The sequence below is a fragment of the Streptomyces sp. NPDC030814 genome (assembly GCF_055572155.1).
Map to the genome: position 1 here is coordinate 14,728 of NZ_JBVIDX010000033.1, position 23,329 is coordinate 38,056.

At 68.8% G+C, this 23,329-nt stretch carries 18 protein-coding genes and 4 pseudogenes; 7 read left to right on the forward strand and 15 right to left on the reverse strand.

The window, feature by feature from the left end:
- Position 1: 1 nt before the first annotated feature.
- The 8 genes and pseudogenes from ACZ43N_RS38625 to ACZ43N_RS38660 form a co-directional block, all read right to left on the reverse strand.
- Complete coding sequence (locus ACZ43N_RS38625; protein WP_468103999.1) at positions 2–1,141, reverse strand: ABC transporter ATP-binding protein; 1,140 nt, start codon at positions 1,139–1,141, stop codon at positions 2–4.
- Positions 1,134–2,240, reverse strand: coding sequence for an ABC transporter substrate-binding protein (locus ACZ43N_RS38630; RefSeq protein ID WP_468104001.1), 1,107 nt, complete (start codon positions 2,238–2,240; stop codon positions 1,134–1,136). The genes ACZ43N_RS38625 and ACZ43N_RS38630 overlap by 8 nt, the downstream gene beginning before the upstream one ends.
- Positions 2,241–2,635: 395 nt before the next feature.
- The gene (locus ACZ43N_RS38635) at positions 2,636–3,316 is read right to left on the reverse strand and encodes a haloacid dehalogenase type II (RefSeq protein ID WP_468104003.1); all 681 of its coding nucleotides are present in this window, start codon (positions 3,314–3,316) and stop codon (positions 2,636–2,638) included.
- A 141-nt stretch (positions 3,317–3,457) separates the two neighbouring features.
- Positions 3,458–4,594 (reverse strand): N-methyl-L-tryptophan oxidase, encoded by a 1,137-nt coding sequence (solA, locus tag ACZ43N_RS38640; RefSeq protein ID WP_468104005.1) that lies wholly within the window; start codon positions 4,592–4,594, stop codon positions 3,458–3,460.
- Between the two features lie 107 nt (positions 4,595–4,701).
- A complete protein-coding gene (locus ACZ43N_RS38645; protein WP_468104007.1) occupies positions 4,702–5,760 on the reverse strand; it encodes a tartrate dehydrogenase in 1,059 nt (352 codons plus the stop codon).
- A gap of 107 nt (positions 5,761–5,867) precedes the next feature.
- Positions 5,868–6,752, reverse strand: a complete 885-nt coding sequence (locus ACZ43N_RS38650; protein ID WP_468104009.1) for a LysR family transcriptional regulator — start codon at positions 6,750–6,752, stop codon at positions 5,868–5,870.
- Positions 6,753–7,105: 353 nt separating this feature from the next.
- Positions 7,106–7,869: pseudogene (locus ACZ43N_RS38655) on the reverse strand (DNA helicase); the annotation flags it as partial.
- Positions 7,870–8,333: 464 nt separating this feature from the next.
- On the reverse strand, positions 8,334–9,116 hold the full coding sequence (locus ACZ43N_RS38660; RefSeq protein WP_468104010.1) for an IS5 family transposase: 783 nt from the start codon (positions 9,114–9,116) through the stop codon (positions 8,334–8,336).
- Positions 9,117–9,885: 769 nt separating this feature from the next.
- Here ACZ43N_RS38660 and ACZ43N_RS38665 point away from each other — a divergent pair.
- Positions 9,886–11,097, forward strand: coding sequence for a tryptophan 2,3-dioxygenase family protein (locus ACZ43N_RS38665; RefSeq protein ID WP_468104012.1), 1,212 nt, complete (start codon positions 9,886–9,888; stop codon positions 11,095–11,097).
- A gap of 34 nt (positions 11,098–11,131) precedes the next feature.
- Here ACZ43N_RS38665 and ACZ43N_RS38670 read toward each other — a convergent pair.
- Positions 11,132–12,371: pseudogene (locus ACZ43N_RS38670) on the reverse strand (alpha/beta fold hydrolase).
- 780 nt (positions 12,372–13,151) lie between these two features.
- On the opposite strand from ACZ43N_RS38670, the gene ACZ43N_RS38675 reads away from it, so the two are divergent.
- Positions 13,152–15,092, forward strand: a complete 1,941-nt coding sequence (locus tag ACZ43N_RS38675) for a calcium-binding protein (RefSeq protein WP_468104013.1) — start codon at positions 13,152–13,154, stop codon at positions 15,090–15,092.
- 161 nt (positions 15,093–15,253) lie between these two features.
- Here ACZ43N_RS38675 and ACZ43N_RS38680 read toward each other — a convergent pair whose 3' ends face one another.
- From ACZ43N_RS38680 to ACZ43N_RS38700, 5 genes and pseudogenes are all read right to left on the reverse strand, one after another.
- Positions 15,254–16,333: an ISAs1 family transposase gene (locus ACZ43N_RS38680; RefSeq protein WP_468104084.1), complete on the reverse strand. Its 1,080-nt coding sequence runs from the start codon at positions 16,331–16,333 to the stop codon at positions 15,254–15,256.
- Positions 16,334–16,518: 185 nt separating this feature from the next.
- Positions 16,519–16,917 carry a nuclear transport factor 2 family protein gene (locus ACZ43N_RS38685; protein ID WP_468104015.1) on the reverse strand — a complete coding sequence of 133 codons (399 nt, stop codon included), beginning with the start codon at positions 16,915–16,917 and terminating at the stop codon, positions 16,519–16,521.
- A 193-nt stretch (positions 16,918–17,110) separates the two neighbouring features.
- Positions 17,111–18,292, reverse strand: a pseudogene (locus ACZ43N_RS38690) (IS3 family transposase).
- Between the two features lie 71 nt (positions 18,293–18,363).
- The gene (locus ACZ43N_RS38695; RefSeq protein ID WP_468104016.1) at positions 18,364–19,137 is read right to left on the reverse strand and encodes a DUF3592 domain-containing protein; all 774 of its coding nucleotides are present in this window, start codon (positions 19,135–19,137) and stop codon (positions 18,364–18,366) included.
- A 43-nt stretch (positions 19,138–19,180) separates the two neighbouring features.
- On the reverse strand, positions 19,181–19,630 hold the full coding sequence (locus ACZ43N_RS38700; protein WP_468104018.1) for a hypothetical protein: 450 nt from the start codon (positions 19,628–19,630) through the stop codon (positions 19,181–19,183).
- Positions 19,631–19,769: 139 nt separating this feature from the next.
- Between ACZ43N_RS38700 and ACZ43N_RS38705 the strand changes: the two genes are divergently transcribed.
- The 5 genes and pseudogenes from ACZ43N_RS38705 (at position 19,770) to ACZ43N_RS38725 (ending at position 22,584) form a co-directional block, all read left to right on the forward strand.
- Entirely contained in the window at positions 19,770–20,312 is a 543-nt protein-coding gene (locus ACZ43N_RS38705; protein WP_468104020.1) for a hypothetical protein, read from the forward strand.
- A 75-nt stretch (positions 20,313–20,387) separates the two neighbouring features.
- Positions 20,388–20,522, forward strand: a complete 135-nt coding sequence (locus ACZ43N_RS38710) for a hypothetical protein (protein ID WP_468104021.1) — start codon at positions 20,388–20,390, stop codon at positions 20,520–20,522.
- Positions 20,523–21,151: 629 nt separating this feature from the next.
- Positions 21,152–21,851 (forward strand): annotated as a pseudogene (locus ACZ43N_RS38715) (NF041680 family putative transposase); the annotation flags it as partial.
- Between the two features lie 167 nt (positions 21,852–22,018).
- Positions 22,019–22,387, forward strand: coding sequence for an NHL repeat-containing protein (locus ACZ43N_RS38720; protein ID WP_468104023.1), 369 nt, complete (start codon positions 22,019–22,021; stop codon positions 22,385–22,387).
- Between the two features lie 20 nt (positions 22,388–22,407).
- Positions 22,408–22,584, forward strand: coding sequence for a hypothetical protein (locus tag ACZ43N_RS38725; RefSeq protein ID WP_468104024.1), 177 nt, complete (start codon positions 22,408–22,410; stop codon positions 22,582–22,584).
- A gap of 66 nt (positions 22,585–22,650) precedes the next feature.
- Here the strand turns inward: ACZ43N_RS38725 and ACZ43N_RS38730 are convergent, their stop codons facing one another.
- On the reverse strand, positions 22,651–22,881 hold the full coding sequence (locus tag ACZ43N_RS38730) for a response regulator transcription factor (protein ID WP_468104026.1): 231 nt from the start codon (positions 22,879–22,881) through the stop codon (positions 22,651–22,653).
- Positions 22,882–23,329: the final 448 nt, after the last annotated feature.

Below are 23,329 nucleotides of genomic sequence, written 5' to 3' on the forward strand. Positions count from 1 at the left end.
CTCACCCGTCCTGTTCGGCGGGGAAGAGGTTGACGTCGTCGGGGTCGGCGGTGATCCCGACCCGCTCACCGGCGACGGGTCCGCGGCCGGCCGGGACCTCCAGGCGCAGCAGGGGCGCGTCCTTGCCGTCGATGCGCACGCCCGCGCGGACCAAGGTGCCGACGTAGGTGGCGGTCTCGACCGTGCCGGTACAGAAGCCGTCGTCTGTGGCGCTGGCCCGCAGCCGGCCCGGCTGCACCGCGACCTTGACCTGCGTGCCGGGGGCCAGCTGGTGGCGGCGGGCCTTGAGCAGGCCGCCGCTGTTGTCCAGGCGGACCAGGGTGTGCTCGCCGTCGTGCTTGTCCACCCGGCCGGGCAGGAAGTTCGCCGCACCGAGGAAGTCCGCCACAAAGGGGGTCCTGGGCCGCTCGAACAGCTCGCGGGGGGTGTCGAACTGCTCGATCAGACCGTTGCGCATCACCGCGATACGGTCCGACATCACCAGCGCTTCCTCCTGATCGTGCGTCACATAGATGACGGTCAGGCCCAGTTCCTGCTGGATGGTCTTGATCTCCACCTGCAGCTGGTCACGCAGCTTTTTGTCCAGCGCGCCGAGCGGTTCGTCCATGAGGATGACCGGCGGGCGGTAGACCAGCGCCCGGCACAGGGCCACACGCTGCTGCTGACCACCGGACAGCTCACGCGGCTTGCGGCCGCCGAACCCGGACAGGCCCGCGATCTCCAGCGTCTCCCCCACCCGCCGGCGGATCTCGTCCTTGCCCACTCCGCGCAGCGTGAGCGGAAAAGCGACGTTCTCAGCGACCGTCATGTGCGGGAAGAGCAGATACTGCTGGAAGACGAAACCGAGGTTCCGCTTCTGCGGCGCGAGGCGGGTGACGTCCCGGCCGCCGACGGTGATGGTGCCGGAGTCGGGTTCGCAGAACCCGGCGATCATCATCAGCGTCGTGGTCTTGCCCGACCCCGAGGAGCCGAGGAAGGTGACGAACTCACCCGCCGCGATCTCCATCGACGCATCGTCCACGGCGACGACGTCCCCGTATGTCTTGCGCAGGGCCACCACCGACAGCGCTTTGCCGGCCGCGGCGGCCGGCTTGACGCCGGCCACCTCGACAGACGGTGTGGCAACACCGAATTCAGCCACGAGCCCACTCCAGCCAGCGCTTGGTGACGGCCGCTTCGTTCTTCAGCCACCAGTCGATGTCCGCGTCGAAGCCCTTGTCGTAGTACTTCGGCGCACCCGCGAGCGCGTTGCGCTGCTCCTCGGTGAGTTTGGCGTAGGCCAGCGGGGAAGCCGGGTTCGACGGGAAGGCCTTGGCCAGCGCGGCCTGGCTCTCGGCGCGCAGCGAGAAGTCCATGAGCTTGTAGGCGTTGTCCACGTTCGCCGCGCCCTTGGCGATGGCGTAGCCGGAAAACTGGCGGCGGATGCCGTTGAGCTGCCGCTCCACCGGGACGCCCTGCTTCTGCAGGTCGGCAATCCGGCCGTCCCAGACGGTGGTCATGGTGACCTCCTGACGGCTGAGCAGCACACCCGGCAGCGGCCCGCTGTCCCAGAACTTCTTGATGTCACCCCGCAGCTCGGTCAGCACCTTGAACGCGCGGTCAACGTCGAGGGGGTACAGCTTGTCCATCGGCACGCCGTCGGCCAGCAGCGCGAACTCCAGCTCCGGCAGGTCACCGTCCGGGCTGCACATCGCACGGCCGCCCTTGAACGCCTTGGTGTCGAAGAAGTCCGCCCACGACTCGGGCTTGCGGCCGCCGAAGGCGTCGGTGCGGTAGGCGATGCACTGGCCGTAGAAGCTGTGGCCGATGGCATGGTCGGTGATCTGGGCCTTGGGGATCTTCGCGCTCTTCACGCTCTTGACCCGGTCGAGATCCAGCGCCTCCAGGGCGTCCTCGGCCACGTACTTGGTGAAAGACATCATCGAGTCGTTGATGAGGTCGCACTGCGGCCGGCCCTGCTTGATCTGAGCGAGCAGTGGGGCGTTGTCCAGGTTCAGTACCTTGACCTGGATACCGGTCTCCTGCGTGAACGGCGTGTAGATCGCCTTCTGCAGGGCGGCGCCGTAGGAACCGCCGCTGTCGCGGACGATTACCGTCTTGCTGCCGCCCTTGCCTTCGCCGGGCGAGACACGGCTGGTGCCGGTGCCACAGGCGCTGAGGGTGGTCGCGGCGGCGACGCCCGCCGTAACCCCGCCTATTCCTCGCAGGAACAGTCTGCGGTCGATTCGGGCATCTTTCATGGTGTGCCTCCTGGTGGTGCCGGCCGCGAGAAGGGAAGCGGCTGGGGACGTGGAAAGAGCGGCAGCTGGAGCTGGGTCCAAGGCGGCGAGCCGCCTCGTTCGGAACCGACGCCCTGACCGGGGGCGGAGGGTGTCGGGCCGCGTGGCCGTGTCGGAGTCCCAAGGGACGGCCAGGAGGCCAGTTCCTTGCCGGGGACGGCGGTGAGGCCGTGCATGCCGTAGGGGATCCGCCCGTCGGCCGACAGCGGGGGCCGTGTGCTCCCCGCTGTCGGCCGGGTCGAGGATGCGGCAGGAGACGTCGCCCTCGGCCCGGTACTGCGAGTTCTACGCGGGCGTCGCCGACATGGACTGCGGCTCCTTGAAGGTGTCGGTGCGGGACAGTTGTGCGTCGCGGGTCAGATGCCGAGCATGGTGTTGAGCTCGTCCAGGGACTTCACCGTCACGTAGTCGTATCCGTGGGTGACCGGGTCGCTGCCGCGGTCCAGGAGGACGAGGTTGCGGAAGCCCATGTCGTGCATCGGCAGCAGGTCGTAGCGAGTGTGCGAGGAGACGTGCACGAAGTCCTCAGGGGACGCGTCGAGCTGGTCGAGCATGTACTCGAACGCGGCGTAGCGGGGCTTGTAGCAGCCGGCCTGCTCCGCGGTGAAGACCGCGTGGAAGTCCGCGCCGAGCCGGGGCACGCTCTCCGCGAGGAAGGAGTTGTCGGCGTTGGAGAGGATCACCAGCTTGTAGTTCTCGCCCATCTTCTTCAGCGGTGCCGGCACATCGGCGCGCGGGCCCCAGCTGCGGACGCCGTCGCCGAGCCGCTTGCCGGCGTCCGGGGCGGCCTTGATGCCCCACTTGCGGCAGACGCCCTCGAAGGCGTCCTGCAGTGTCTGCTCGTAGGGCTTGTACTCGCCGCAGACCGAGTCGTAGCGGTAGCCGCGGAACTCCTTGACGAACTGGTCCCAGTGCTCGGCGGGGATCTGGTCACCGACGAGCTCACGCGTGATGGGGTTCATCGGCCAGTCGATCAACGTGCCGTAGCAGTCGAACGAGACGTACTTCGGGCGCCACTGGAACGAGGGAATGGGCATGGGAGTGCTCACTTTCTTGCTGCGGGGAACTGGTTGCGGGCAACCCCGATTTCAGGCATGCCCATGACAGGGATGTCGGGATGGGGTGCGGAGTGTGGGGGTGCGGGGGTGCGGGGCGATGTCGTCGACGCTCGTCCCGGGTCAGGTGGCGCCGACTCCCGCCGGGGCGAGGAAGTCGATGGGGTGCTCCGTGGTGCCGTCGAGCGCCAGGTCGGCGGCGATCTCGCCCATCGCGGGCGAGAGCTTGAAGCCGCTGCCGGAGAACCCGGCCAGGACGATGATGTCGTCCTCGCCGGGGAGATGACCGACGAGCGGGTTTCCGGACTTGGTGTAGCCCTCCATGTAGGCCGACATCCTGATGGGGTCGGGGTTCAGGTCGGGCATGAGTTCACCGATGAGCTCGCGGAAGATGCCGAGTTCCTCGGGGCGGACCGTACGGTCGAGCCGTTCGGGCTCGGGCACGGGCGCATGGTATTTGAAGGAGAGACCGAGCTTGACGGAGATGCCGTCGGGCGACGGGATTCCGAAGCAGTCGTGGGGTGTGGCGCGCACAAAGGGAGGGGCACCGCCCGCGAACCAGTCGTGGCGGGTGGGCAGGTGCCAGGAGCAGATCACCCGGCGGACATCGATGGCCTGGGGGAGGTCCGGGAGCAGGGTGTTGATCCATGGGCCCACGGTCACCACGGCGGCGTCCACGTGGTCCGTGCCCTGGTCGGTGACGACCCGCACCCCGCCGCCGGCCGCGGGGACGACCTCGCGCACCGTGGTGTAGCGGTGCAGGCGGGCGCCCAGTTGTTCGGCGCGGGTGGCGGCGGCCTGGATGGAGGCCTCGGGTCTGATGACGGCGCCCAACCGGTCGAGAACGGCGGTGTGTCCGTCCGGGAGCCGGTGCTGGGGGTAACGGCGGGCGAGTTCCTCCCGGTCCAGCACCTCGTGATCCAGCCCTTGGGCGGCGCTGGTGGAGAGGAGGAGTTGCATGGGCGGTGAGGCGGTCTCTGCCATCACCAGGCTGCCGCTGCGGCGTACCAGCGACCGGCCCGTCTCCGCCTGGAGCTGCTCCCACATCCGGTCCGCGAGCCGCAGCAGCGGAACGTACCCGCGCTCGCCGAGGTGGGCGGCTCGGTAGATGCGGCTCTCGCCCCCGGCCGCGCCGCGGTCGTGACCCGGCGCGTACCGGTCGTAGCCGATGACCTCGGCTCCGCGGGCGGCCAGCCGCCACATGGCCTGGCTGCCCATGCTGCCTGCGCCGATCACGGCGACGCGCTTGGCAATGCTCATGAGGTCGCTCCTTTCTTCCGGTTCGTCCCGTGGGAGTGGCGTTCACTATCAGCCCGGGAAACCTGCAGGTCAACGCTGTGTGCCACCTTGAGGCAGGGAGAGATGCCTCAGAGGAGCTCGACCAGCTTGTCGGTGAACTCGGCGGTGGTCGCCGTTCCGCCCAGGTCACGGGTGCGGACATCGGTCTTGGCCAGGACCGCGGCGATCGCGTCCGTGATGTCCCTGGCCGCGGCGGGGTGGCCGAGGTGGTCGAGCATCAGGGCCGCGGACCAGATCGCGCCCAGCGGGTTGGCGATGCCCTTCCCCGCGATGTCGGGTGCGGAGCCGTGCACCGGCTCGAACATCGAGGGGAAGTCCCGCTCGGGGTTGAGGTTGGCCGCCGGGGCGATGCCGATGGATCCGGCGACCGCGGCCGCGAGGTCGCTGAGGATGTCGCCGAAGAGGTTGGAGGCGACGACGACGTCGAAGCGGGCCGGCTCGAGGACGAACTTGGCCGCGAGCGCGTCGATGTGCTCCTGGTCCCAGGCGACCTGTGGGAACGAGGCGGCCCGCTCGGTGACGAGCTGGTCCCAGAACGGCATGGTGTGGATGATGCCGTTCGACTTGGTCGCTGAGGTCAGGCGGCCGCCGCGCCGGGAGGCGAGCGTGAAGGCGTAGTCCAGCAGGCGGGTGACGCCGGCCCGGGTGAACACCGCCTCCTGCACGGCGATCTCGTCCGGGAAGCCTCTGTTGAGCCGGCCGCCGACCTCGCTGTACTCGCCTTCCATGTTCTCGCGCACGACGACGACATCGACCTCGCCCGGCCGTGCGCCGCGCACCGGACTGTCGATGCCTTCGAAGACACGGATGGGCCGGAGGTTGACGTACTGGCGGAAGCTGCGCCGGATCGGGATCAGCAGTCCCCACAGCGAGACATGGTCGGGCACCCCCGGGTATCCCACCGCGCCCAGCAGGATCGCGTCCGCCTCGCGCAGCTGGTCGATCCCGTCGGCGGGCATCATGGCGCCCTGGCGCAGGTATCGCTCGCAACCCCAGTCGTACGACGTGTAGGCCAGGCTGAAGCCGTGGCGGCGGCCGAGCACATCGAGCACCTGCTGTGCCGGGGGCAGTACCTCGGCGCCGATGCCGTCGCCCGGGATCAGGGCGATCCGGTGGTTCGTCGTCATGGCGTCGATTGCAGCAGGGCGGTTGGTGGGGCGTCCAAGACGCAAAGCGGATCTGCCTTATAAGCGGGGCCTATCACCTGTCGGTGTCTATCACCTGTCGGTGCCTATCAGCTGTCGGTGGCCGAGGTCGCGGCCGTGACGAACGCGGCGGCCGCGGGCGAGAGGATGCCGCGGCGGGCGACGAGGGCGATGTCCAAGGTGTTCTCCGGCTCGATGTCCAGGACACGGGCGCCCAGCCGCCCGGCGAGGTCCCGCCAGGAATCCGTGACCACCGCCAGCCCCACCCCGGCCAGCACCAGGGGCATGAGCGAGACCCGGTGCTCGGTCTCGACGGCGACGGCGAAGTCGATGCCCTGCTCCCGCAGAGCGTCGACGTAGGCACGCATCCCGGTACCCGACTGCCCGACGATCAGCCGCTGTCCCGCAAGCTCCCGGGCCTGAACCGCCCTCCGGCCGGCGAACGCGCCGTCGGCCGGCACCACCAGCACAAAACGCTGCCGCCCCAGCGCATGGAAGACGACCTCCTTGTCCGAAACAGGACCGGCGGCCGCCAAAAGCCCCAGCTCCACCGCACCCGTACGCACCATGTCGATCACATCGCGCGACGTGAACGCGGCATTGATCGCCACGGAAACACCGGGATAACGGCGGCTGAAGGCACTGACCATGCTCGTCAGCGGCTCCACCGCCTGCGACGGCATCGCCGCCACGTCCAGGTGCCCCTCACGCAGCTCATGCACCGCCGCAACACTCGCCCGCGCCGTCTCCAGGCTCCGCACGGCCTCCCGGGCAGGCTCGATCAGAGCTCTTCCCGCCTCCGTCAGCACGGCCCTGCGCCCGATGCGATGGAACAGCTCCGAGCCCAGATCACGCTCCAGCGCCCGCACGGCCTGCGACAGCGACGGCTGCGACACATACAGAGCCGACGCCGCACGGTTGAACCCCCCACGATCAACAATCGCAAGGAAGTACTCCAGCTGCCGAATGTCCATACGCGCCCTCTGCCCCGGAAGAAATCAACCGACGACTCGATCGGCCCCGACCATGGTGACGTGAAGGACCGCCTCGACGAAGCACGGACCACCGACAAACTGGCCGTAATCATCACCGAAGCGCGGTCACAGCCACCTGAGGCACTCAATGGCCGGCTGAGGCACTCGGTCACAGCCGCCTCCCGGCCTGAGGTTCGACCAGGCACTGGGCTTCTCGCATGGGCCGTCACCGACAGCGCCGGCACCCCGTCACAATCACTACCGCACCGCCCCGGATCATTGCGGTCCCTACCGCGCTCCCCCGTGCGCTCCCCCGGACAAAGACACCGACGCCCAGAACCCGTCCCCCTGGATCACTGCGGCGGCTGGGGACCGGCCGATGCTCCATGCGGATGCTCGTTGATCCAGGACAGGCCGCCGATGTCGAGGCGGCAACAAGTGCGGGTGACTGCCACATAGGCCAGACATGCCTCCTTGTCGTCGATCCGGCGGGCCGTACCTTGACCCGTACCGCCCGGCAGGCCGTCAGAGGGCGGGGTGAAGTCGTCGGCGATTTTCACCTGTGCCTGTTCCCGGCCGTTGGCCCGGCGGCCAGGATGGCGTCCGCGCCGTGGGTGTCGACCAGGTCCACCAGGGGTTGCAGGTCGCGTCCTGCGGGGTCGTGGGCTGCGTAGTTCCGCAGGTCGCCCCAGGTGGTGAACAGCACCAGTTCGGGGTGAGTGGTTCGGCGTCCTTCTTTGAAGCCGCGGGCTGCCAGGGCCAGAGCGCGCAGCCTGTCTCCTCCCCCGGCCAGTGCGACCCCGTGTCCGTCGGACAGCAGCTCCATGAGCTGGGCCGTGGCGCCGACGTTGGTACGGCACAGAACCGCGTCGTGCCGGGTGACGGGGCCGAGTTCGGTGGGCACGGTGTCGGCGCCGGTTAGATGGATGGGGGCGTCGGCCAGGTGCAGCCAGCGGTTGGCTTCCTCGGCGAGGCCGGGGCCGAAGCGGAAGGACCGGGACGGGGCGAGCTGGGTGCCGTCGAAGCCGGTCATGACATCTTTGGCGCCGCGCCAGTGGTAGATGGCCTGGGCTAAGAAGCTGTTGCCTTTCCGAGAGTGACGGGTGCGTTTCCGCTGGTCAGGTGTAGGTGCGGTGTTTCGGCGGCAGGGACGAGGTGTCGTGTCGTCTTTGCGGTGGAGGTGCCGGGATGCCGTCGGTGATGGGGTTGCTGGAGGAGCGTGAACGCGCCGCTCGGCAGCGGGTGGAGGCCCTTCAGGCCGAACTGCGGGAGGCCGAGGCCGTGTGGGAGCGGTTCGTGATCGCCCGTGAGACGGTGGGCGAGGTTCTGGCGGAGCCTCGCGGTGGCGAGTCCGTCCCGCCAGTCGTGGTGGCCGGCGAACGGCCGGTGCAGGTCACGGCGGCGGTGCCCGGTTCGGTGGTGCCGCACTGGCAGGAAGGACTCGCCCCGGCGGTTCTCGCGCCGGACTACCAGCGGATCATGGACGTCCTGGCCGGTGGGACGCACGGGGAGGCGATGGACTGCCGGCAACTCGCGGCGGCTGTCGGGCTGGAGCCGGTCCCGGCGAAGGCCCGGGGCTGTTCAGCGTGCCCGTCGCACGAGTCGGCGGCCCATGACCATGCTCATCGACCACCGGATCAACGCCTCCGAGGTGTCGGTGCGCTTCTCGTAGTCGCGGGCCAGTCGGCGTGAGTGCATCAGCCACGCGAACGTGCGCTCCACCAGCCATCTCTTCGGCAGCACGGTGAAGCCGCTGGTGTCGTCGCTGCGTCTGACCACCGTCAGCGCGACGTGCAGGACCTCGCGGGCGAAGTCGACCAGGCGCCCGGTGCAGCCTCCGTCGGCCCACACCCGCGTGACGCGCCAGTGCCGTGCGTGCAGCCGGGCCAGCAGGGTCTGCCCGGCATCCCGCTCGGTGACCGAGGCCGCGGTCACCATCACGGCCAGCAGCAGTCCGAGGGTGTCCACCACGATGTGCCGCTTGCGGCCGTTGACCTTCTTCCCGCCGTCGAAGCCCCTGGTCGCGCCCGGCACCGACGCGGCTCCCCTCACCGACTGCGCATCGATGACGGCCGCCGTCGGCTCCGCATCCCGGCCCTCAGCCCGGCGGACCCGGTCACGCAGCCGGTCGTGGAACTCGGCGGCCAGGCCCTTGTCCCGCCAGCGCCGGAAGAAGGCATAAACACGGTCCCACGCGGGGAAGTCCGCAGGCATCGCCCGCCAGGTGATGCCACCCGCGACCAGGTAGCGCACCGCGTCGACCATCTGCCGGTGGCAATAGCTCTCCGGCTGCCCGCCGCGGCCCTCCAACCAGCCGGGAACCGGCATCGCGTCACGTACGACCGCCCACTCCGCGTCGCTCATGTCGGACGGATACTTCGGTCGCCTGTACGGCCGATCCCCGGCGTTCCCGAACCGGTGAGCGAGACAATCACACGACAGGGACTCCGAGTTGGACGACATCAGCGCCAGCACGGAAGACTGCAGCACCAGGGGCCTCCTGTTGCCCGGTTGGATTCGACACCCACGAGCTGTGCGGGAGGCCCCGCTCTCATGCCCGGCCAGCCAGAAGACCACCCGACCGAGTCGACGATTTCGAACTCACGCTCACCAAGATCGATAGAGCAACGGCTTCTAAGCGAAAGGTTCCAGCCAGCCCAGGTGATGTTGATCATCTCTGAGTGCCACCCCCCTCGACGCAGCGCGCCCTCCAGCAGCCTGACCCTCCGGCCGGGAGCAAAGGCCCGACGCCGACTGCTGCGCGCGGCGGCCGGGGACCGGACACCTGAACAGCGCCCCGGACTGAGCTTCGACTTCAAGAACACCGTGCGAACGACCAGCGGCCAGGGCGGCAGCTCGCCCGCTGACGGGGCTGAGGTCGCGGGGGCGACCGGAACGCGGCAACGGGCGAACGGACCTCGGCAAGTGCCCGTGCGGCCGAGAAGACGGTCAGCGACGATCGGCCATGGGCTTCAGACTAGATCACCCGCTCTTGTCAAGACACGAACGTTCGAGACATGACGTGAGTCCCTTCGATCATGCCTAGTGAATGCACAGGAGTTACCGCACAACGACACGGAAGTGGTGAGCGACGATGACCTCCGCACCGCGTGCAGCTCGAGGCATTGGGGCGATGACCAGACGGTTTCTCGGCTTCCGTTTCGGCAGGCATTCCGATGCGCCGGACGAATTCGACGGAATCGCCCTGGCCCACCTGATCACGGAAAAGGTGAGGCGGACGGGGAAGCATTTCCTCTCGGAACCGACGCTGGTCGAGTTGCGAGACATACGAAGCCGGGATTCCGCGCAGTGCCCGTTTCTCACAGCTTTTCTCGACTGTGTACTGGACAAAGACGAAGGGCGTTACTGGAACCGGAGTTACCTGGCTCTACCGCTTCTGGAACTCCTCCTCGACGACCCGCGTTCCGGCCTGAGTCCCGCCCGGTTGTCCACCCTGCTCATATCCGACGTCATACGGTTCGAGACAGAGATGGCAGGCGGGTCGCACGAGTCGTCGTTCATGGACCGGCCGGATCCGGTGACGCTGCGCAAGCGGCTGCGCCATGCCCTACGGTTCGTGGTCGACGACCTCGACGGACCGGATGCCGACGACCTGCCGTCCCGAGTGGCTCATATGCCCCAGCCCTGCCTGGAGGATCTCGCGGAGCGCTTGCCCAGGCCGCCGGTGACGGGGGCCGGCCGATGGTTCGACGTAACCGTCCAGCCCGTCTTCGTGCTGCATGACGAATATTTCTTCATCCGCGTCCTGCAGACCCACGAAATGATCTTCACAGCGATCGCCGGAGACGTCCGGGCAGCCATCGGAGAACTGCGCGACGGACGCCTGGCAGCGGGTGTGGAGCGAGTGAACCATGCGGCTGCCCTCTTCGAGCGCGCCGCAACACTGTTCCGGATCGTCGCCACCATGCGCGCCAAGCAGTTCTCCACGTTCCGGCAGTTCACGCAAGGTGCCAGTGCCATTCAGTCCGAGCAGTACAAGCGGTTCGAGATTCTGTGCGGTGTTCCGCCTGCCCCGCGTCTGCGGTCGGCTGCCTTCACGAGCGTGCCCGCCGTGCGAGCCGAGGCGGAAAACGCCGCCCACGACAGCGTTGCCCAGGCATGTCTCGACCTCCACGGCGCGGGCGCATTCAGCCGGGCGGAGTGGAATCTGCTCGACGCGGCGCTCGGCAGGCTGGAAGACAGACACCAGCGCTGGAAGTCGACCCATCGGAGTCTGGCCGTGCGCATGCTCGGCGATGCGCACGGATCCGGTTACACCGATGGCGTCCCGTACCTGACGAAGTGTCTGGAGAACCGGCTGTTCTGGCAGCTCGGCGGGCAATGAGCCGGGGGCGGGCCCGCAGGACCGCCCCGCGGCGTCAGAGCTCGTCGCGCGTCAGCGCCAGCAGCCGGTCCAGTACGCGCGGGCCGCCCGCCCGGACGCCGTCGTGTTCGAATTCGTCCGTCACCCAGGTGCGCAGGCCCCGGATCGCACGGGCCGTCTGCAGGGAATGGGCGGTGTCGACGTACAGGTCGTCGTGGTAGACCGCGACCGGGACCTCGTTGGCAACGAGGCGGGCCGGGTCCTACAGGGAGGGTCCAGTCGGTGCGGGCGGCGAGAAGGTCGGCGGTCTCGCGCAGAGGGCGCAGCGCGGGGTCGTTCTCGAACGTCCAGGGATGGACGGTCTCGCCGGTGAACAGCATCGGTCCGTCGCCCGCGAGGGTCTTGGCCGCGTCGAACTGCGGGAACTGGGCACGGACGCGTTCCGCGGCCCAGGCGGTGGGGCGGGTGTCCTGGCCGTAGATCGCCTCGTGGACGAGCGCGTACAGGGGGTGGCCGGCGTAGGACAGCAGGCCCTGGACCTCCTCCTGGAACGCGTCGGAGAGCGCCGGTCCCCCAGGGGTGGGCACGAAGGCCTCTTCGAGGAGGTAGTGCAGACGGTGGCTGCCCTCGCTGCCGCCGAGGAGGATGCCGAGGGACTGGAAGGCCTCTTCGGTGAGGCGGTAGCCGCCCGGGAGCGTCACCTCGTGCTGGATGAGGTGGTCGGCGATACGGCGGGCCCGCTCGACGCACTGCGGGTAGCGGGCGTAGTGCGCGGCGACCTTGCGCTCCATGCGCGGGTAGGCGGCGCGGTAGACGTCGTCGGCGTGGGCGTCGAGGGCGGGCAGTCCACCGGTGATCACGGCGGCGGTGAGGGCTTCTGGGGCCAGCGATAGATAGCTCACCGTGCAGAAGCCGCCGAAGCTCTGGCCGAGGACGGTCCAGGGGGCGCCGCCGGTGACCTCGCGGCGGATCAGCTCGCAGTCGCGGACGATCGCGTCGGCGCGGAAGTGGGCGAGGTAGTCGGCCTGCTCGGCCGGGCCGCCGCGCAGCGGGAGCGTCTGGCGGTTGGCGGGGGTGGAGTGGCCGGTGCCGCGCTGGTCGAGGAGGAGGACGCGGTACTCCTTCAGCGCGCGGGCGAGCCAGGCCTGCTTGCCGACGAAGCGGTTGGCGCCGAAGCCCTGGGGTGCGGCGAAGACCCGGTGCAGGGGCGCGAGCGGTCGGCGGACGGCAGGACGGGTTCGGATGCCGACGGGGGCAAGCGCGTACGCCCAGCCGGTTTCGTCGTGCCAGTGCAGTCGTACGCCGCACGGGCCTGTGGTGCGGCTGACGTCCCAGGCCAGGACGATGTACTTCCTGGCCCCGTGCTCACGGCCGGTGTGCCCCGCCCGCACGGTCCCCGGCGGGATACCGCGGGTTTGCAGGGCGTCGTCGACGGCCTGGACGTAGGGCCAGTGCGGCAGCTGCTCGTAACAGGCCTGCGGGCGTGCACCCACTGCCGCCCTGACCAGCGTCTCGGCATCCTTGACCAGGCGGTTTCGTTTGGATCACCGAACGGACCAGAGGAAGGTGCCTGCGATGTGGAGTCCTGCCAGGTAGATGGCGGTGGCCTTCTCGTAGCGGGTGGCGATGCCGCGCTACTGCTGGAGGCGGTTGCTGGCACCCGTTCGACGGTGTTGCGCTCTTTGTACGCCTCCCGGTCGAAGGCCGGTGGTCTGCCGCGAGCCTGTCCACGCCCGGCCGCCGGGTGCGCCACACCAGTCGTTGTCCCTCGGCCGTTCGGAGGATGCGGGGGCCGGCTCCGGCGCGGCTCCCACCGGCCGGCAGAGCCACCGGTTCTTTTCGAGTGCGGGCGCTCTCCGCCAGTGGCGGGAGAACGGCAGCGGGGCAGGCCGCACGCCCGCGTAGAAGCAACAGAAGTTGGAGGCGCATGCGAGCGTCCCGGCCGCGCCGTCCTCCTGCACGGGTCTGTGCCCTGAGCGGGTGCACAAGGCACCCATGAGAAATGCCGTCACTGGCATGACCGTCGACTGCGGTGGCAGCGGCGGCCCCGACATGGAAGGCAGCTTGCATTGTCCATGCCCAAGGTCTTTCCTGATCCGCTCTTCGCGTTCAGACGACGTACCAGACGTGCCGCCGGTCAGCGGCGGTCGAGGAGCAGCCGGGCCGGGGCGGTAGCCGCCCTGAGCTCGGCGCTCGTCCTGTTGTGCCCGGGAGTGGCGCTTGCCGCCCCGGGCGACCTGGATCCCACTTTCGGCACCGGCGGGAAGGTGACCACCCACTTCCCCGGCAGCACCGGCGACGGGGCTGCCGCAGTGGCCGTGCAGACCGACGGCAAGATCATCACCGCAGGCGTGAGCTACGCCTCGATCCACAACTCCGATTTTGCGCTGGCCCGGCACAACTCCGACGGCAGCCTGGATACCACCTTCGGCACCGGCGGCACGGTGACCACCGACTTCGGCGACGACGCCATGGCCTTCGGCGTGGCGCTGCAGCCCGACGGCAAGATCATCGCTGTCGGCCGTAGCGGCGTGAACACCGCCCACGACTTTGCGCTGGCCCGCTACAACACCGACGGCAGCCTCGACAGCACCTTCGGCACCGGCGGCATGGTGACCACCCACTTCGAAGACGATGGCACAGGTAGCCCCTGGGGCGGCGATGACGAAGCCCGCGGGGTGGCACTGCAGCCCGACGGCAAGATCGTCGTTGTCGGCAGTGGCGCCCCGGGCGTCGGTCCTGAGTTCGCGGTGGCCCGCTACAACTCCGACGGCAGCCTGGACACCACCTTCGGCACCGGCGGCAAGGTGACCACCAGCTTCTATGGCTCCATGGCCTTCGGAATGGCACTGCAGCCCGACGGCAAGATCGTTTCTGTAGGCAGTGGCGGCCCGGGCGGCTTCGCGCTGACCCGCCACAACTCCGACGGCAGCCTGGACACCACCTTCGGCACCGGCGGCAAGGTATCCACCCGCTTCGACAGCCCAGGCATGGCTCTGGGGGTGGCAGTGCAGCCCGATGGCAAGATCGTCGCTGTCGGATTCGACGGCCTGGGCAGCCCGACCGACAGCCACAAGTCTGTGCTGGCCCGCTACAACTCCGACGGCAGCCTGGACACCACCTTCGGCACCGGCGGCAGGGCGACCCCCGACTTCGGCAGCGGCGACTCGGCTCGCGGGGTGGTGGTGCAGCCTGACGGCAAGATCATCGCTGTCGGCACCGGCGGCCCGAGCGGCAACCACGATTTTGCGCTGGCCCGCTACGACTCCGACGGCAGCCTGGACACCACGTTCGGCACGGTAACCACCGACTTCGGCGGCGATGCCGCGGCTTCCGCGGTCACACTGCAGCCCGACGGGAAGATCATCGTCGTCGGCTCCAACGGGGACTTCGCGCTGGCCCGCTACCAGGGCGACGGTGGTGCCGCCGCCGGTGTGGACGTGTCCGTCGCCAAGGCCGGACCGGCCACCGTCAAGGTGGGCCATCGCGTCTCCTACACCGTGACTGTGACCAACACCAGCACCACCACCCCCGTCACCGGCCTCACGCTGACCGACACCGTCACCGGACCCGGTCGACTGCAGTCCGTTTCACCCAGTCAGGGCACCTGCACCTCCACGACCACCAGCGCATCCTGCGCCGTGGGCACCCTTGCCCCCGGCGCGAGCGCCACAGTGACCGTCGTCGTCAAACCCACGGCCACCGGCACCATCTCGAACACCGCCACGGCCCGTGCCGCGGAACCCGACCCGGCGCCGGAGAACAACACCGCCACCGCGACCACCACCGTGAAACCGAAGAAGTGCCCTCCGGGCAAGCGTGAGGGGCATCACAAGCCCGGTGAGCACACGTCGGGTAAAGGCCTGGCGAGCCCGAGCGAAGAGGCGATCCCCCCGGCTTCGCGGGTCGGGGCGATCAGCCTGGCGATGCCCGACGAGCACCGTGCCGGCCGGACGGGCGCGCCCGGCATTCCCGGACCGCCCGTCAGCGGACCCCTGGCACCGACTCAGAAATGAGACCTGGGTCACTGTCGTAGTGCCCAATGCTGGGCTGTAGTGCCCGCGCCACACAGCCATGATCGGAGCCCTCATGCGTGCCCCTGGTGCCACGAGCAGTAGCCGTGCGGCCTGGCCGTGACCGGCGGTGGGAGGGGCCCGGCGGGCGCCTGTGCCGCTGGTCAGACGATGCCCAGTAGGTCGAGCGGGCGGGTGAAGGGCTCGTAGGAGGCGTGCCGGATGCCGGCCGCGATGTTGCGGTGTCCGGCGGCGCGGAGCGCGTTGATCGCCAGGTTGCGTAGGGTCGACATGTTTTCGGGGCCATGGCCGGTGCGGATCTTCGAGGCGTCCTCGGCGAAGGTGGTGTCCCGGACGAAGTGGAGCCGATTCTCGATGGTCCACTGCGACCTGGCGAGTTGGCCCAGCCGCTGGGGCGATGCCTGATGCGAGCTCAGGTCTGTGATCGCGTAGACGGTCTGGCGGCTGGCGGTTCCGGTCCTGCGGTCGGTGCGGTGGCGCAGGATGCGTACACCCTGGGCGGCGTGGGGGAAGTCGAGGCCGAGGTCGGTCACGGTGAGGGACCTGGTCACTCGGGTCTCCCGGCGGCCGTGGCCGATCTCCCGGTCGTAGCGGCGGGCGGTGACGTCCTTCCACGGCAGTGATCGCAGCCTGCGGTGCAGCTCGGGCTGGTTGGCCTTGACCACCAAGAGGCAGTGCGCCTTCTTCTCGTCTACCAGGAAGCGCGCATGCGCGCACTGGGTGTGCAGGGCGTCGGCCGTGACGGTGACCCCGGTCAGGTCGAAGGGCGCCAGTAGGGCGGCGAAGCAGGTGATTTCGTTGGTCTTGTCGGGGATCCGCAGCTGGGTGACGGTTCGGCCGTCGCCGGTCATCGCGGCCAGCAGGTGGGCTGCGGGCGTCTGGCCGTGTCGGGAGCCGCGGGCAGCCTTGCCGTCGAGCGCCACCGAGTCCGAGCCGGCAGGATCAGCGCCGGTCAGATCGGCCAGTCCGCCGGGGCAGACCAGGCCGGCAATCCGCCGAATCGTGGCGGCACTCGGCGCGACGCGCACGCTCAACGACCCTACGACCCGGGCGCCCAGGCGGGCCAGGGCGTGCTGCGGCGCATTGGCGGACCACTGGCCGATAGCCGTATACGAGCGTGCGCCGGCGACAACCGCGGAGGCGGCAACCAGCAGCACCGCCACGAACGGGTGACGCCCCCCTCGACGTCGACGCGGATCCGGCAACAGCCGCAACCGCTCCACCAGCGACAACCCCGCAGTGTCCTCCAGAGCGGGCGACTTGATCAGGCAGACGGTGGCAGACTGACGACACATCGAAGCTCCGGTGGTGCGAGGCGACTTGGGAAGGTCACCCCGTTCAACCGGAGCTTCGCTGCGTGCGTGACGGCCCAGCCCGCGCTCCTTGGACCGCCGCGACCTGCGGGCCCTCAGGGCTGGTCGTACCAGGAGAACGCCGCGATCCGCCAGCCCTCCGGGGTGCGGACGAACTGGATGGTCTTGGTCCCGCAGCCCTCGAACGGCTCGCCGTCCAGGATGCCGGCCTTCCGGTACTCGCCGAAGCGCGACGCGATGTCGTCCGCGATCTCGGTTCGCTCGGAGGTCTCCCACTCCGAGAACTCGACCAACCGGCCGTCGGCGAGTAGGCGTTCGCGCGGCTCGATGAACTCGTCCACGGTATAGACCGTGTACTTCGGCCCGGTCAGCACGATCACACCACCCGGAATGACCAGCCGGCGGATCCGGGCCACGTCCGCGGCCTTGCCGCCGCGGTTGTCGAAGGCTCCGAAGAACTCGGCGGCTATCGCGTCAATCTCGGTCTTGGACATGGCGCGACGGTAACACCGCTAGGGGCAACGGGCATGGCGTCGAGGCAACTTCGACCCAGGCCCCACGAGATCATGCGACTCTGCAACAGCCCTGGGCGTACCGCTGGACAGTGTGGCGTCCCCAGCCCAGATGATGGGCTGCACCTACTCGTCCTGGAGGTTGGGACTGCTGCAGGGGTGGGTGACAGCGGGCTTATGCAGCCAGGGGTGCGGCTGGGGTCATGATGGTCTCGTACTCGACGGGGGTCAATCGGGCCAGGCGTTTCTGACGCCTGCGTCGGTGGTAGATGCGCTCGATCCAGGTGACGATCGCGATCCGCAGCTCCTGGCGGGTGGCCCAGGTACGGCGGTCCAGGACGTTCTTCTGCAGCAGCGCGAAGAAGCTCTCCATTGCCGCGTTGTCGCCGGCCGCACCGACCCGGCCCATGGAGCCGACCAGGTCGTGACGTGCGAGAACGGACACGAACTTCCGTGAGCGGAACTGCGACCCGCGATCGGAATGAACAGTGCATCCGGCGACCTGGCCGCGACGGGCCACAGCGGATTCAAGGGCTCTCACCGCCAGGCTGGACTTCATCCTGGCGTCGATGGAATAGCCCACGATGCGGCTGGAGTACACGTCCTTGACGGCACGCAGATACAGCTTGCCCTCGCCGGTTGCGTGCTCGGTGATGTCCGTCAGCCACAACCGGTTCGGCCCGTCCACGGGTGAAGTCTTGCCGCACCAGATCATCATGGACAGGCGGCCCGGCCTTGGCGTTCTTCCCACGGCCCCTGCGCTTGCCGAACACGCTCCACCAGCCGTTGTCCCTGCAGATCCGCCAGGCGGTCCGCTCGGCCATCGACTCACCGGCGGCCCGGGCCTCGTCGAGAAGGAAGCGGTGACCGAACTCGGGATCGTCGCGATGCGCGTCGAACAAGGCGTTGGCCCGGTATGCCTCGGCGAGCTCGGAGTGGGTGACCGGTGAGGCCAGCCACCGGTAGTAGGGCCGGCGGGCCAGCCCGAGCACCCGGCACGTCACCGCCACCGGCACCCGGTGAGGGGCAGCGGCGGCGGCCAGCTCGCGGAAGAGCGCGTACATCATTTTGACGGCAGGTTCGCCTGCGACAGATACGCCGCAGCCCTCCGCAGAACCTCGTTCTCCTGCTCCAGCAGCCGGATCCGCTTGCGGGCTTCGCGCAGTTCGGCCGACTCACCCGACGCTGTCGCAGGCCTGGCGCCCTCATCGGCGTCGGCACGGCGCAGCCACTTCGACAGCGTGATCGGGTGGACGCCGAAGTCGGTGGCGATCTGTTCCAGCGTGACGCCGGGCTCACGGTTGCGCGCGACCCGCGCGACGTCCTCGCGGAACTCCTTCGGATACGGCTTGGGCACTGCAACATCCTTCCAGGCCGCCTCTCAGCGAGCCAGGTCAGGTGTCACTTATCCGTGCAGCAGTCCCCCTGCTACAGGTACGCGGGATGCCCGCGGTGTGACAGTCGAAGACGACGAGTTTTCTGCACCGGTGCTCGTTTGCGCCCGAGCCCTTGGGTTCGCAAGGAACCCAAGGTGATCAAAGGGTGATCAGCAAGACAACGAGGACCGACAACGTGCCTGCTGTGAGCACCGCCCCCCACCCCGGCGAATACCAGGTAGAACGGCTTGGAATCCCAGCCTTGGATCTCGAAACGGCGGGGATTCTCCGCGTCGTACAGGACCGTGACAGAGTTACCGATGCCGAAGCCGGGGAGAACTGTGCCGCGGCCGAACATGGAGGGGTAGGTGCATTCGCGCCCGTCCTGGGTCGTCCAGGCGACGACCGGGTGGTGGTACTTGGCTCCGTCGTCGTCCCGCCTGGTGTCGTGACGCACGACTTGCCCCACCGTAGTGATTCCGCTGCGGCGAAGCGCGCTGGCGCGGCGGAGTCCATACACGCCAACGCAAAGGGAACTCACCCCTACCAGCAACGGTATGAGCGAGAAGAGCCATTCGCGTTCCATGTGGTGTCCGACGCCTGAAATGGCCTCGTGGTTGCTGCGGCAGGGGTCCGCACCTCTGTGCCGCACTCGAGCATCGGCATGGCCGTTGCCGCAGAGCAGTGCGGCGCTACTGGCCCTGCTGAACGTCACGCGGTTCGCCGGCTCGATGGAACCTCCTGGTCGCTCGCGCGCTCGAGCGCTGGAGCCAGCAGGCCCCGGCGCACCGCGGGCGGTTACACGCCCGACGGTGCGGCGGAGCATACGTAGACGCCTCGCCGGAACGAGGCAAAGCGCGTGCCGGCTGTCAGTCCTTGAGCTTGTATTCGCAGGGCTTGGCCGACTTGCCCCCCTGATTGTCAGCGACCTGCTTACCGTCGACCTTGATCGTGCACGGGGCCGGCTCGAGCAACCCGTCCGGGCCCTTGACCGAGCCGGGCACCACCGACACCGTGACGCCGACCTTCAGCTCGGCGCCCTCCAGTTGCATGGACTCCGTCTTGGTCCAGGGCAGCGTCACCTGTTCGAAGTGGTTGCTGTTCCCGTTCCACATGACCTGGGCCGCGCCCGTGCCACCCACCTCAAAGACCACCTGATGCGGAACACCCTTCTTCCCCGAGGACGAGCCCTTCGCCTCGCCGCTCGCCGAGGCCTCGCTCGCCTTGGCGGGGCTGGCGTCCTTCTTCCCACTGCCGCACCCGGTCACCAGGACCGCCGCCGCGAGCAAACTGATGGTGAGGGTTGCTGTCTTGCGCATGTGCGTACTTCCCCGTTGCTGAACTGATCCGTGCTGGTGCAATAGAAGACCGTAGATCATGACGCCGCACGGGTGGATACCGCCTGAAGGGCGGGGCCTAGAACAGAGTCAAGTGCTGCGGTAGGGGCGGGGTGGTCTGGTGTTCCCGGATCGCGTCCCGAAGCTGGGCGGGGGTCACGCGGGCGGCATCGAACGTCTCGGCCCAGCCGTTGGGCATCCGGACGGCAGTGAGGAAGATGCCACGCCCGGCGCCGCGCAGCCGGCGCAGGATCGTCTGCTCGACGGACAGGGCGTCGTCGCCGGTGGGGACGTGGTGTTCGTAGAACAGGGTCCATCCGAGGCGGCGGTGCTGGGCGATGCGGTCGTTGCGCTGAAGAGCGCCTGCGACGCCGATCTTGACGGCGCCGTGTTGTGCGTGAGTGACGACGTAGACGCGGGGCGGGTGCGGCGCGGTCGAAGCCGTAGCGGGCGCAGTACTTGCATCTGCGGCCGCTACGGATCTTGGCCGGGGTGGGGGGGCGAGGTCCGGCCGCAGGTGGTGCAGTTCGTCGAGGTCGTGATGCCGGGGCTCGGCACCAGTTCGCGCGAGGCGGGTCAGGAGCTCGGGGACACCCTGGAATGCCTCCTGTGGGCAGCCGCCCCTTTTTGCGCCGTTTACATTGATCTGCCCTGTCCTTCATAGGGCAGCCTCAGCAGGTCTTGTCGCCGCTGGCTGAGGTACCAACTGCCGGACTGGTCAGGATCGATGGTGGTTCTGATGACGGCGGTGTCGCCGAAGGTCACCTCGGCCAGGACCGCTCCTCGCGGCGAGATGATCATGCTGGGGCAGTGCTGGTGGCGGTCCGCGACGTTCGCCGCGAGGACGAACCGCTCTTCTCCGCTGCGCGGCTGATGAGGTGGCTTCTCCAAACCCCAGCTGGCTCGGCTGTACAGGCAGCCAGACCGCAGTGCCGTAGCGGCTGGTGCCGCAGTCCCATCGGGGCGAGTGCTTCCGCCACCTGGGTGCGTATGTCCCCGGTCTGCCCACGCGTCCCGGTCACGGCAACCAGAAAGTCGTCCGCATACCGGATGAGCCGGTAGTTGGGCAGATTCTGACGACGTCGTCGGGCCCGCTGACCCTGTGTGGAGTTCGGCCCGCCCGGACCGGCCGCGCTGAACTCATCAAGGACGGACAGGGCGATGTTGGCCAGCAAGCGGCGAGAGAATCCCACCCTGCGGAGTGCCGGTGTCGGTGTCCTTGGACTGACCACCCTCGCTGAGGATGCCCGCCTTCAAGAACGCCTTCACCAGGTCAAGAACACGACGATCCCCGACTCGGCGGCGCACCCGGCCCACCAGGGCCGTGTGGTCGATCGAGTCGAAGCATGCCTCGATATCCCCTCCACTATCCACTCATAGGAGCTCTTGGCGAAGTCGTGTGCCTCGGCGAGCGCGTCATGAGCCCGGCGCTTGGGGCGGAACCCGGAGGAGCACTTGCGGTGGCCGGACGAACAGCGCTGCGATCACGATCGTCGGTCGCCCACCTGGGGCATCGAGCAGGCCGTGACGGTCACTGACACCCGCCTCTACGGCAAGGCGACCGCGCGGGCATGGGACCGGCTGCACCCCAGGCTCACCCGGCGGGCGGCCTGGCTCGACCACGACGGACCACTGCCCCTCATCGAGGGCACCGTCATCCGTCTCGCCGTGGAGAAGCTGCCCAGCGGCGGGGTGAACAAGCCGGTCTGGCTGTGGTGGTCGGGCACCGAGGCCAGTGCGACGGACGTCGACCGCTGCTCGGCAGTCCTTCCTCCGACGTTTCGACCTGGAGCACACCTTTCGCCTGTTCAAGCAGACACTCGGCTGGACCAAGCCCCGGCTCCGCAGCTCAGAAGCGGCGGACCGGTGGACATGGCTGGTGATCGCCGCCTACACCCAGCTCCGGCTCGCCCGGCCGCTGGTCACCGACCTCCGCAGACCCTGGGAGAAGCCGGCCGAGCCGCACAGACTCACCCCCACCCGCGTCCGAAGGGGGTTCAGGAACCTGCGCACGGAGACCGGTTCTCCGGCCAGCGCACCGAAACCCTCAACACCCGGACCAGGAAGGCCACTCGGTTCGAGGAACCGGCGTCCAGCCATCCGTCACGACGTGGGCCGCGTTCTCGCGACCGGCAAGGCATACAACCGCCCCGCCCACCATAAAGTGGGCACGAAACCACGGAGAGTCACCACTGACCGTTAAATGGCAAGCTCAGACGACGTACCAGACGTGCCGCTGGTCAGCGGCGGTCGAGGAGCAGCCGGGCCGGGGCGGTAGCCGCCCTGAGCTCGGCGCTCGTGCTGTTCTGCCCGGGAGTCGCGCTGGCCGCCCCGGGCGACCTGGATCCCACTTTCGGTACCGGCGGGAAGGTGACCACCCACTTCACCGGCGACGTCGGCGCTGCGGCTGGGGCTGACGCAGTGGCCGTGCAGTCCGACGGCAAGATCATCACTGTCGGCACGCACCGCCCCTCGCCCCACAACTCCGATTTCGCGGTGGCCCGCCCTGCCGAGGGCTTTCTGATCGCCGCCGTGGGCCTCGCCGGCAAGGTACTGGGACCGCTGGGCTGGATCTGGCTCTGGGCGACCGGGCAGTGCCCCCTGGCGTCGGGCGTCATCCTCGTCACCAACGATCTCGTCTGGTGGCTGCCGTTCGCCCTCTACCTGCGCGACGCCTGGCCGCACTGGTCCCACTCGAACTCTGGTTCCGGTCCGCTCGAGGGGGGAGCATGGAGGTGAGCGACCGAGGGAGGTCCGCCATGAAGCTCGGAGAGTCGGATTACGACCCCTGGCTGTACTCCCACACCCCCTCCCAGGCCGAGGGCGAACGCAACGAACCGGCCGAGCGTGCGGCCGTGGAAGAGCACCCCGACGTCCCCAGGACCGAGCCGTCCCAGGCAGAGGGTGAGCGGACGGACGACACCAGGACCGCATGACGCGTCCATACGCGGCGGCCGGTCCAGCCATGGCGGGCGACCTGGCCGCCGATGACGCGCGCACTGTCACAGTCCGAGGATGATGGCGAGGCGGGTGAGTTCCGCGGTGGTGTTGACGTTGAGCTTGGCGCGGATGCGGCGGAGGTAGGTGTCGACGGTGTGCTGGGAGAGTCCCATCTGGCGGGCCGCCTGGAGATAGGTGCGACCCGAGGCGATATGTCGCAGGGTTTCCCGCTCGCGGGGTGTCAGTGCGGGTGCGGGGGCTTGGGCGGTCGCAGTGGTGGGGGTGAGGTTCATGGGGGTGTTCTCTCCGACGGATCGACACGGGCCATATGTCCGAAAACTTCTCTTTATCCGCTTTTTTTAAAGCGTGTCCGGGTGACGTCATGGCCGTGTCCGTCGGGTGTCACAGGCGTGTCACAGGCGGCCTCCGCGCAGAGTCGGCAGGTTTCACGGCGGCGGGTGGTGACGGCGTGGGGTTGGTGCTGTGTGCCGTTCAGGATCATGCTGGTCAGTAGGGCCCTGGTGATGCCGGCTACTGGAGGGCGGGATGAGCAGTGATGGAGCGATTTCCCACTCCTGGTGGTGAGCAGGCTCGGACAGACGCTGCGCCGGGGTCGGCCTACACGGCCACGGCCCTCGTGGATGGGCGGGGCGTGGTCACGGGATGGGGTGAGGGGGCCCGGTGGCTTCTGGGCTATGAGGCCTCAGAGGTGATGGGGCGCTCGGCCGCGTGGCTGCTCGC

Excerpts from the sequence above, each read along its gene's own strand:
- ACZ43N_RS38630 (WP_468104001.1), bottom strand. The coding sequence starts at position 2,240 with ATGAAAGATGCCCGAATCGACCGCAGACTGTTCCTGCGAGGAATAGGC.
- ACZ43N_RS38635 (WP_468104003.1), bottom strand. The coding sequence starts at position 3,316 with ATGCCCATTCCCTCGTTCCAGTGGCGCCCGAAGTACGTCTCGTTCGAC.
- solA (WP_468104005.1), bottom strand. The coding sequence starts at position 4,594 with ATGAGCATTGCCAAGCGCGTCGCCGTGATCGGCGCAGGCAGCATGGGC.
- ACZ43N_RS38645 (WP_468104007.1), bottom strand. The coding sequence starts at position 5,760 with ATGACGACGAACCACCGGATCGCCCTGATCCCGGGCGACGGCATCGGC.
- ACZ43N_RS38650 (WP_468104009.1), bottom strand. The coding sequence starts at position 6,752 with ATGGACATTCGGCAGCTGGAGTACTTCCTTGCGATTGTTGATCGTGGG.
- ACZ43N_RS38660 (WP_468104010.1), bottom strand. The coding sequence starts at position 9,116 with ATGAGCGACGCGGAGTGGGCGGTCGTACGTGACGCGATGCCGGTTCCC.
- ACZ43N_RS38665 (WP_468104012.1), top strand. The coding sequence starts at position 9,886 with ATGACCAGACGGTTTCTCGGCTTCCGTTTCGGCAGGCATTCCGATGCG.
- ACZ43N_RS38675 (WP_468104013.1), top strand. The coding sequence starts at position 13,152 with ATGCCCAAGGTCTTTCCTGATCCGCTCTTCGCGTTCAGACGACGTACC.
- ACZ43N_RS38685 (WP_468104015.1), bottom strand. The coding sequence starts at position 16,917 with ATGTCCAAGACCGAGATTGACGCGATAGCCGCCGAGTTCTTCGGAGCC.
- ACZ43N_RS38695 (WP_468104016.1), bottom strand. The coding sequence starts at position 19,137 with ATGCTCCGCCGCACCGTCGGGCGTGTAACCGCCCGCGGTGCGCCGGGG.
- ACZ43N_RS38700 (WP_468104018.1), bottom strand. The coding sequence starts at position 19,630 with ATGCGCAAGACAGCAACCCTCACCATCAGTTTGCTCGCGGCGGCGGTC.
- ACZ43N_RS38710 (WP_468104021.1), top strand. The coding sequence starts at position 20,388 with ATGACGGCGGTGTCGCCGAAGGTCACCTCGGCCAGGACCGCTCCTCGC.
- ACZ43N_RS38725 (WP_468104024.1), top strand. The coding sequence starts at position 22,408 with ATGAAGCTCGGAGAGTCGGATTACGACCCCTGGCTGTACTCCCACACC.
- ACZ43N_RS38730 (WP_468104026.1), bottom strand. The coding sequence starts at position 22,881 with ATGAACCTCACCCCCACCACTGCGACCGCCCAAGCCCCCGCACCCGCA.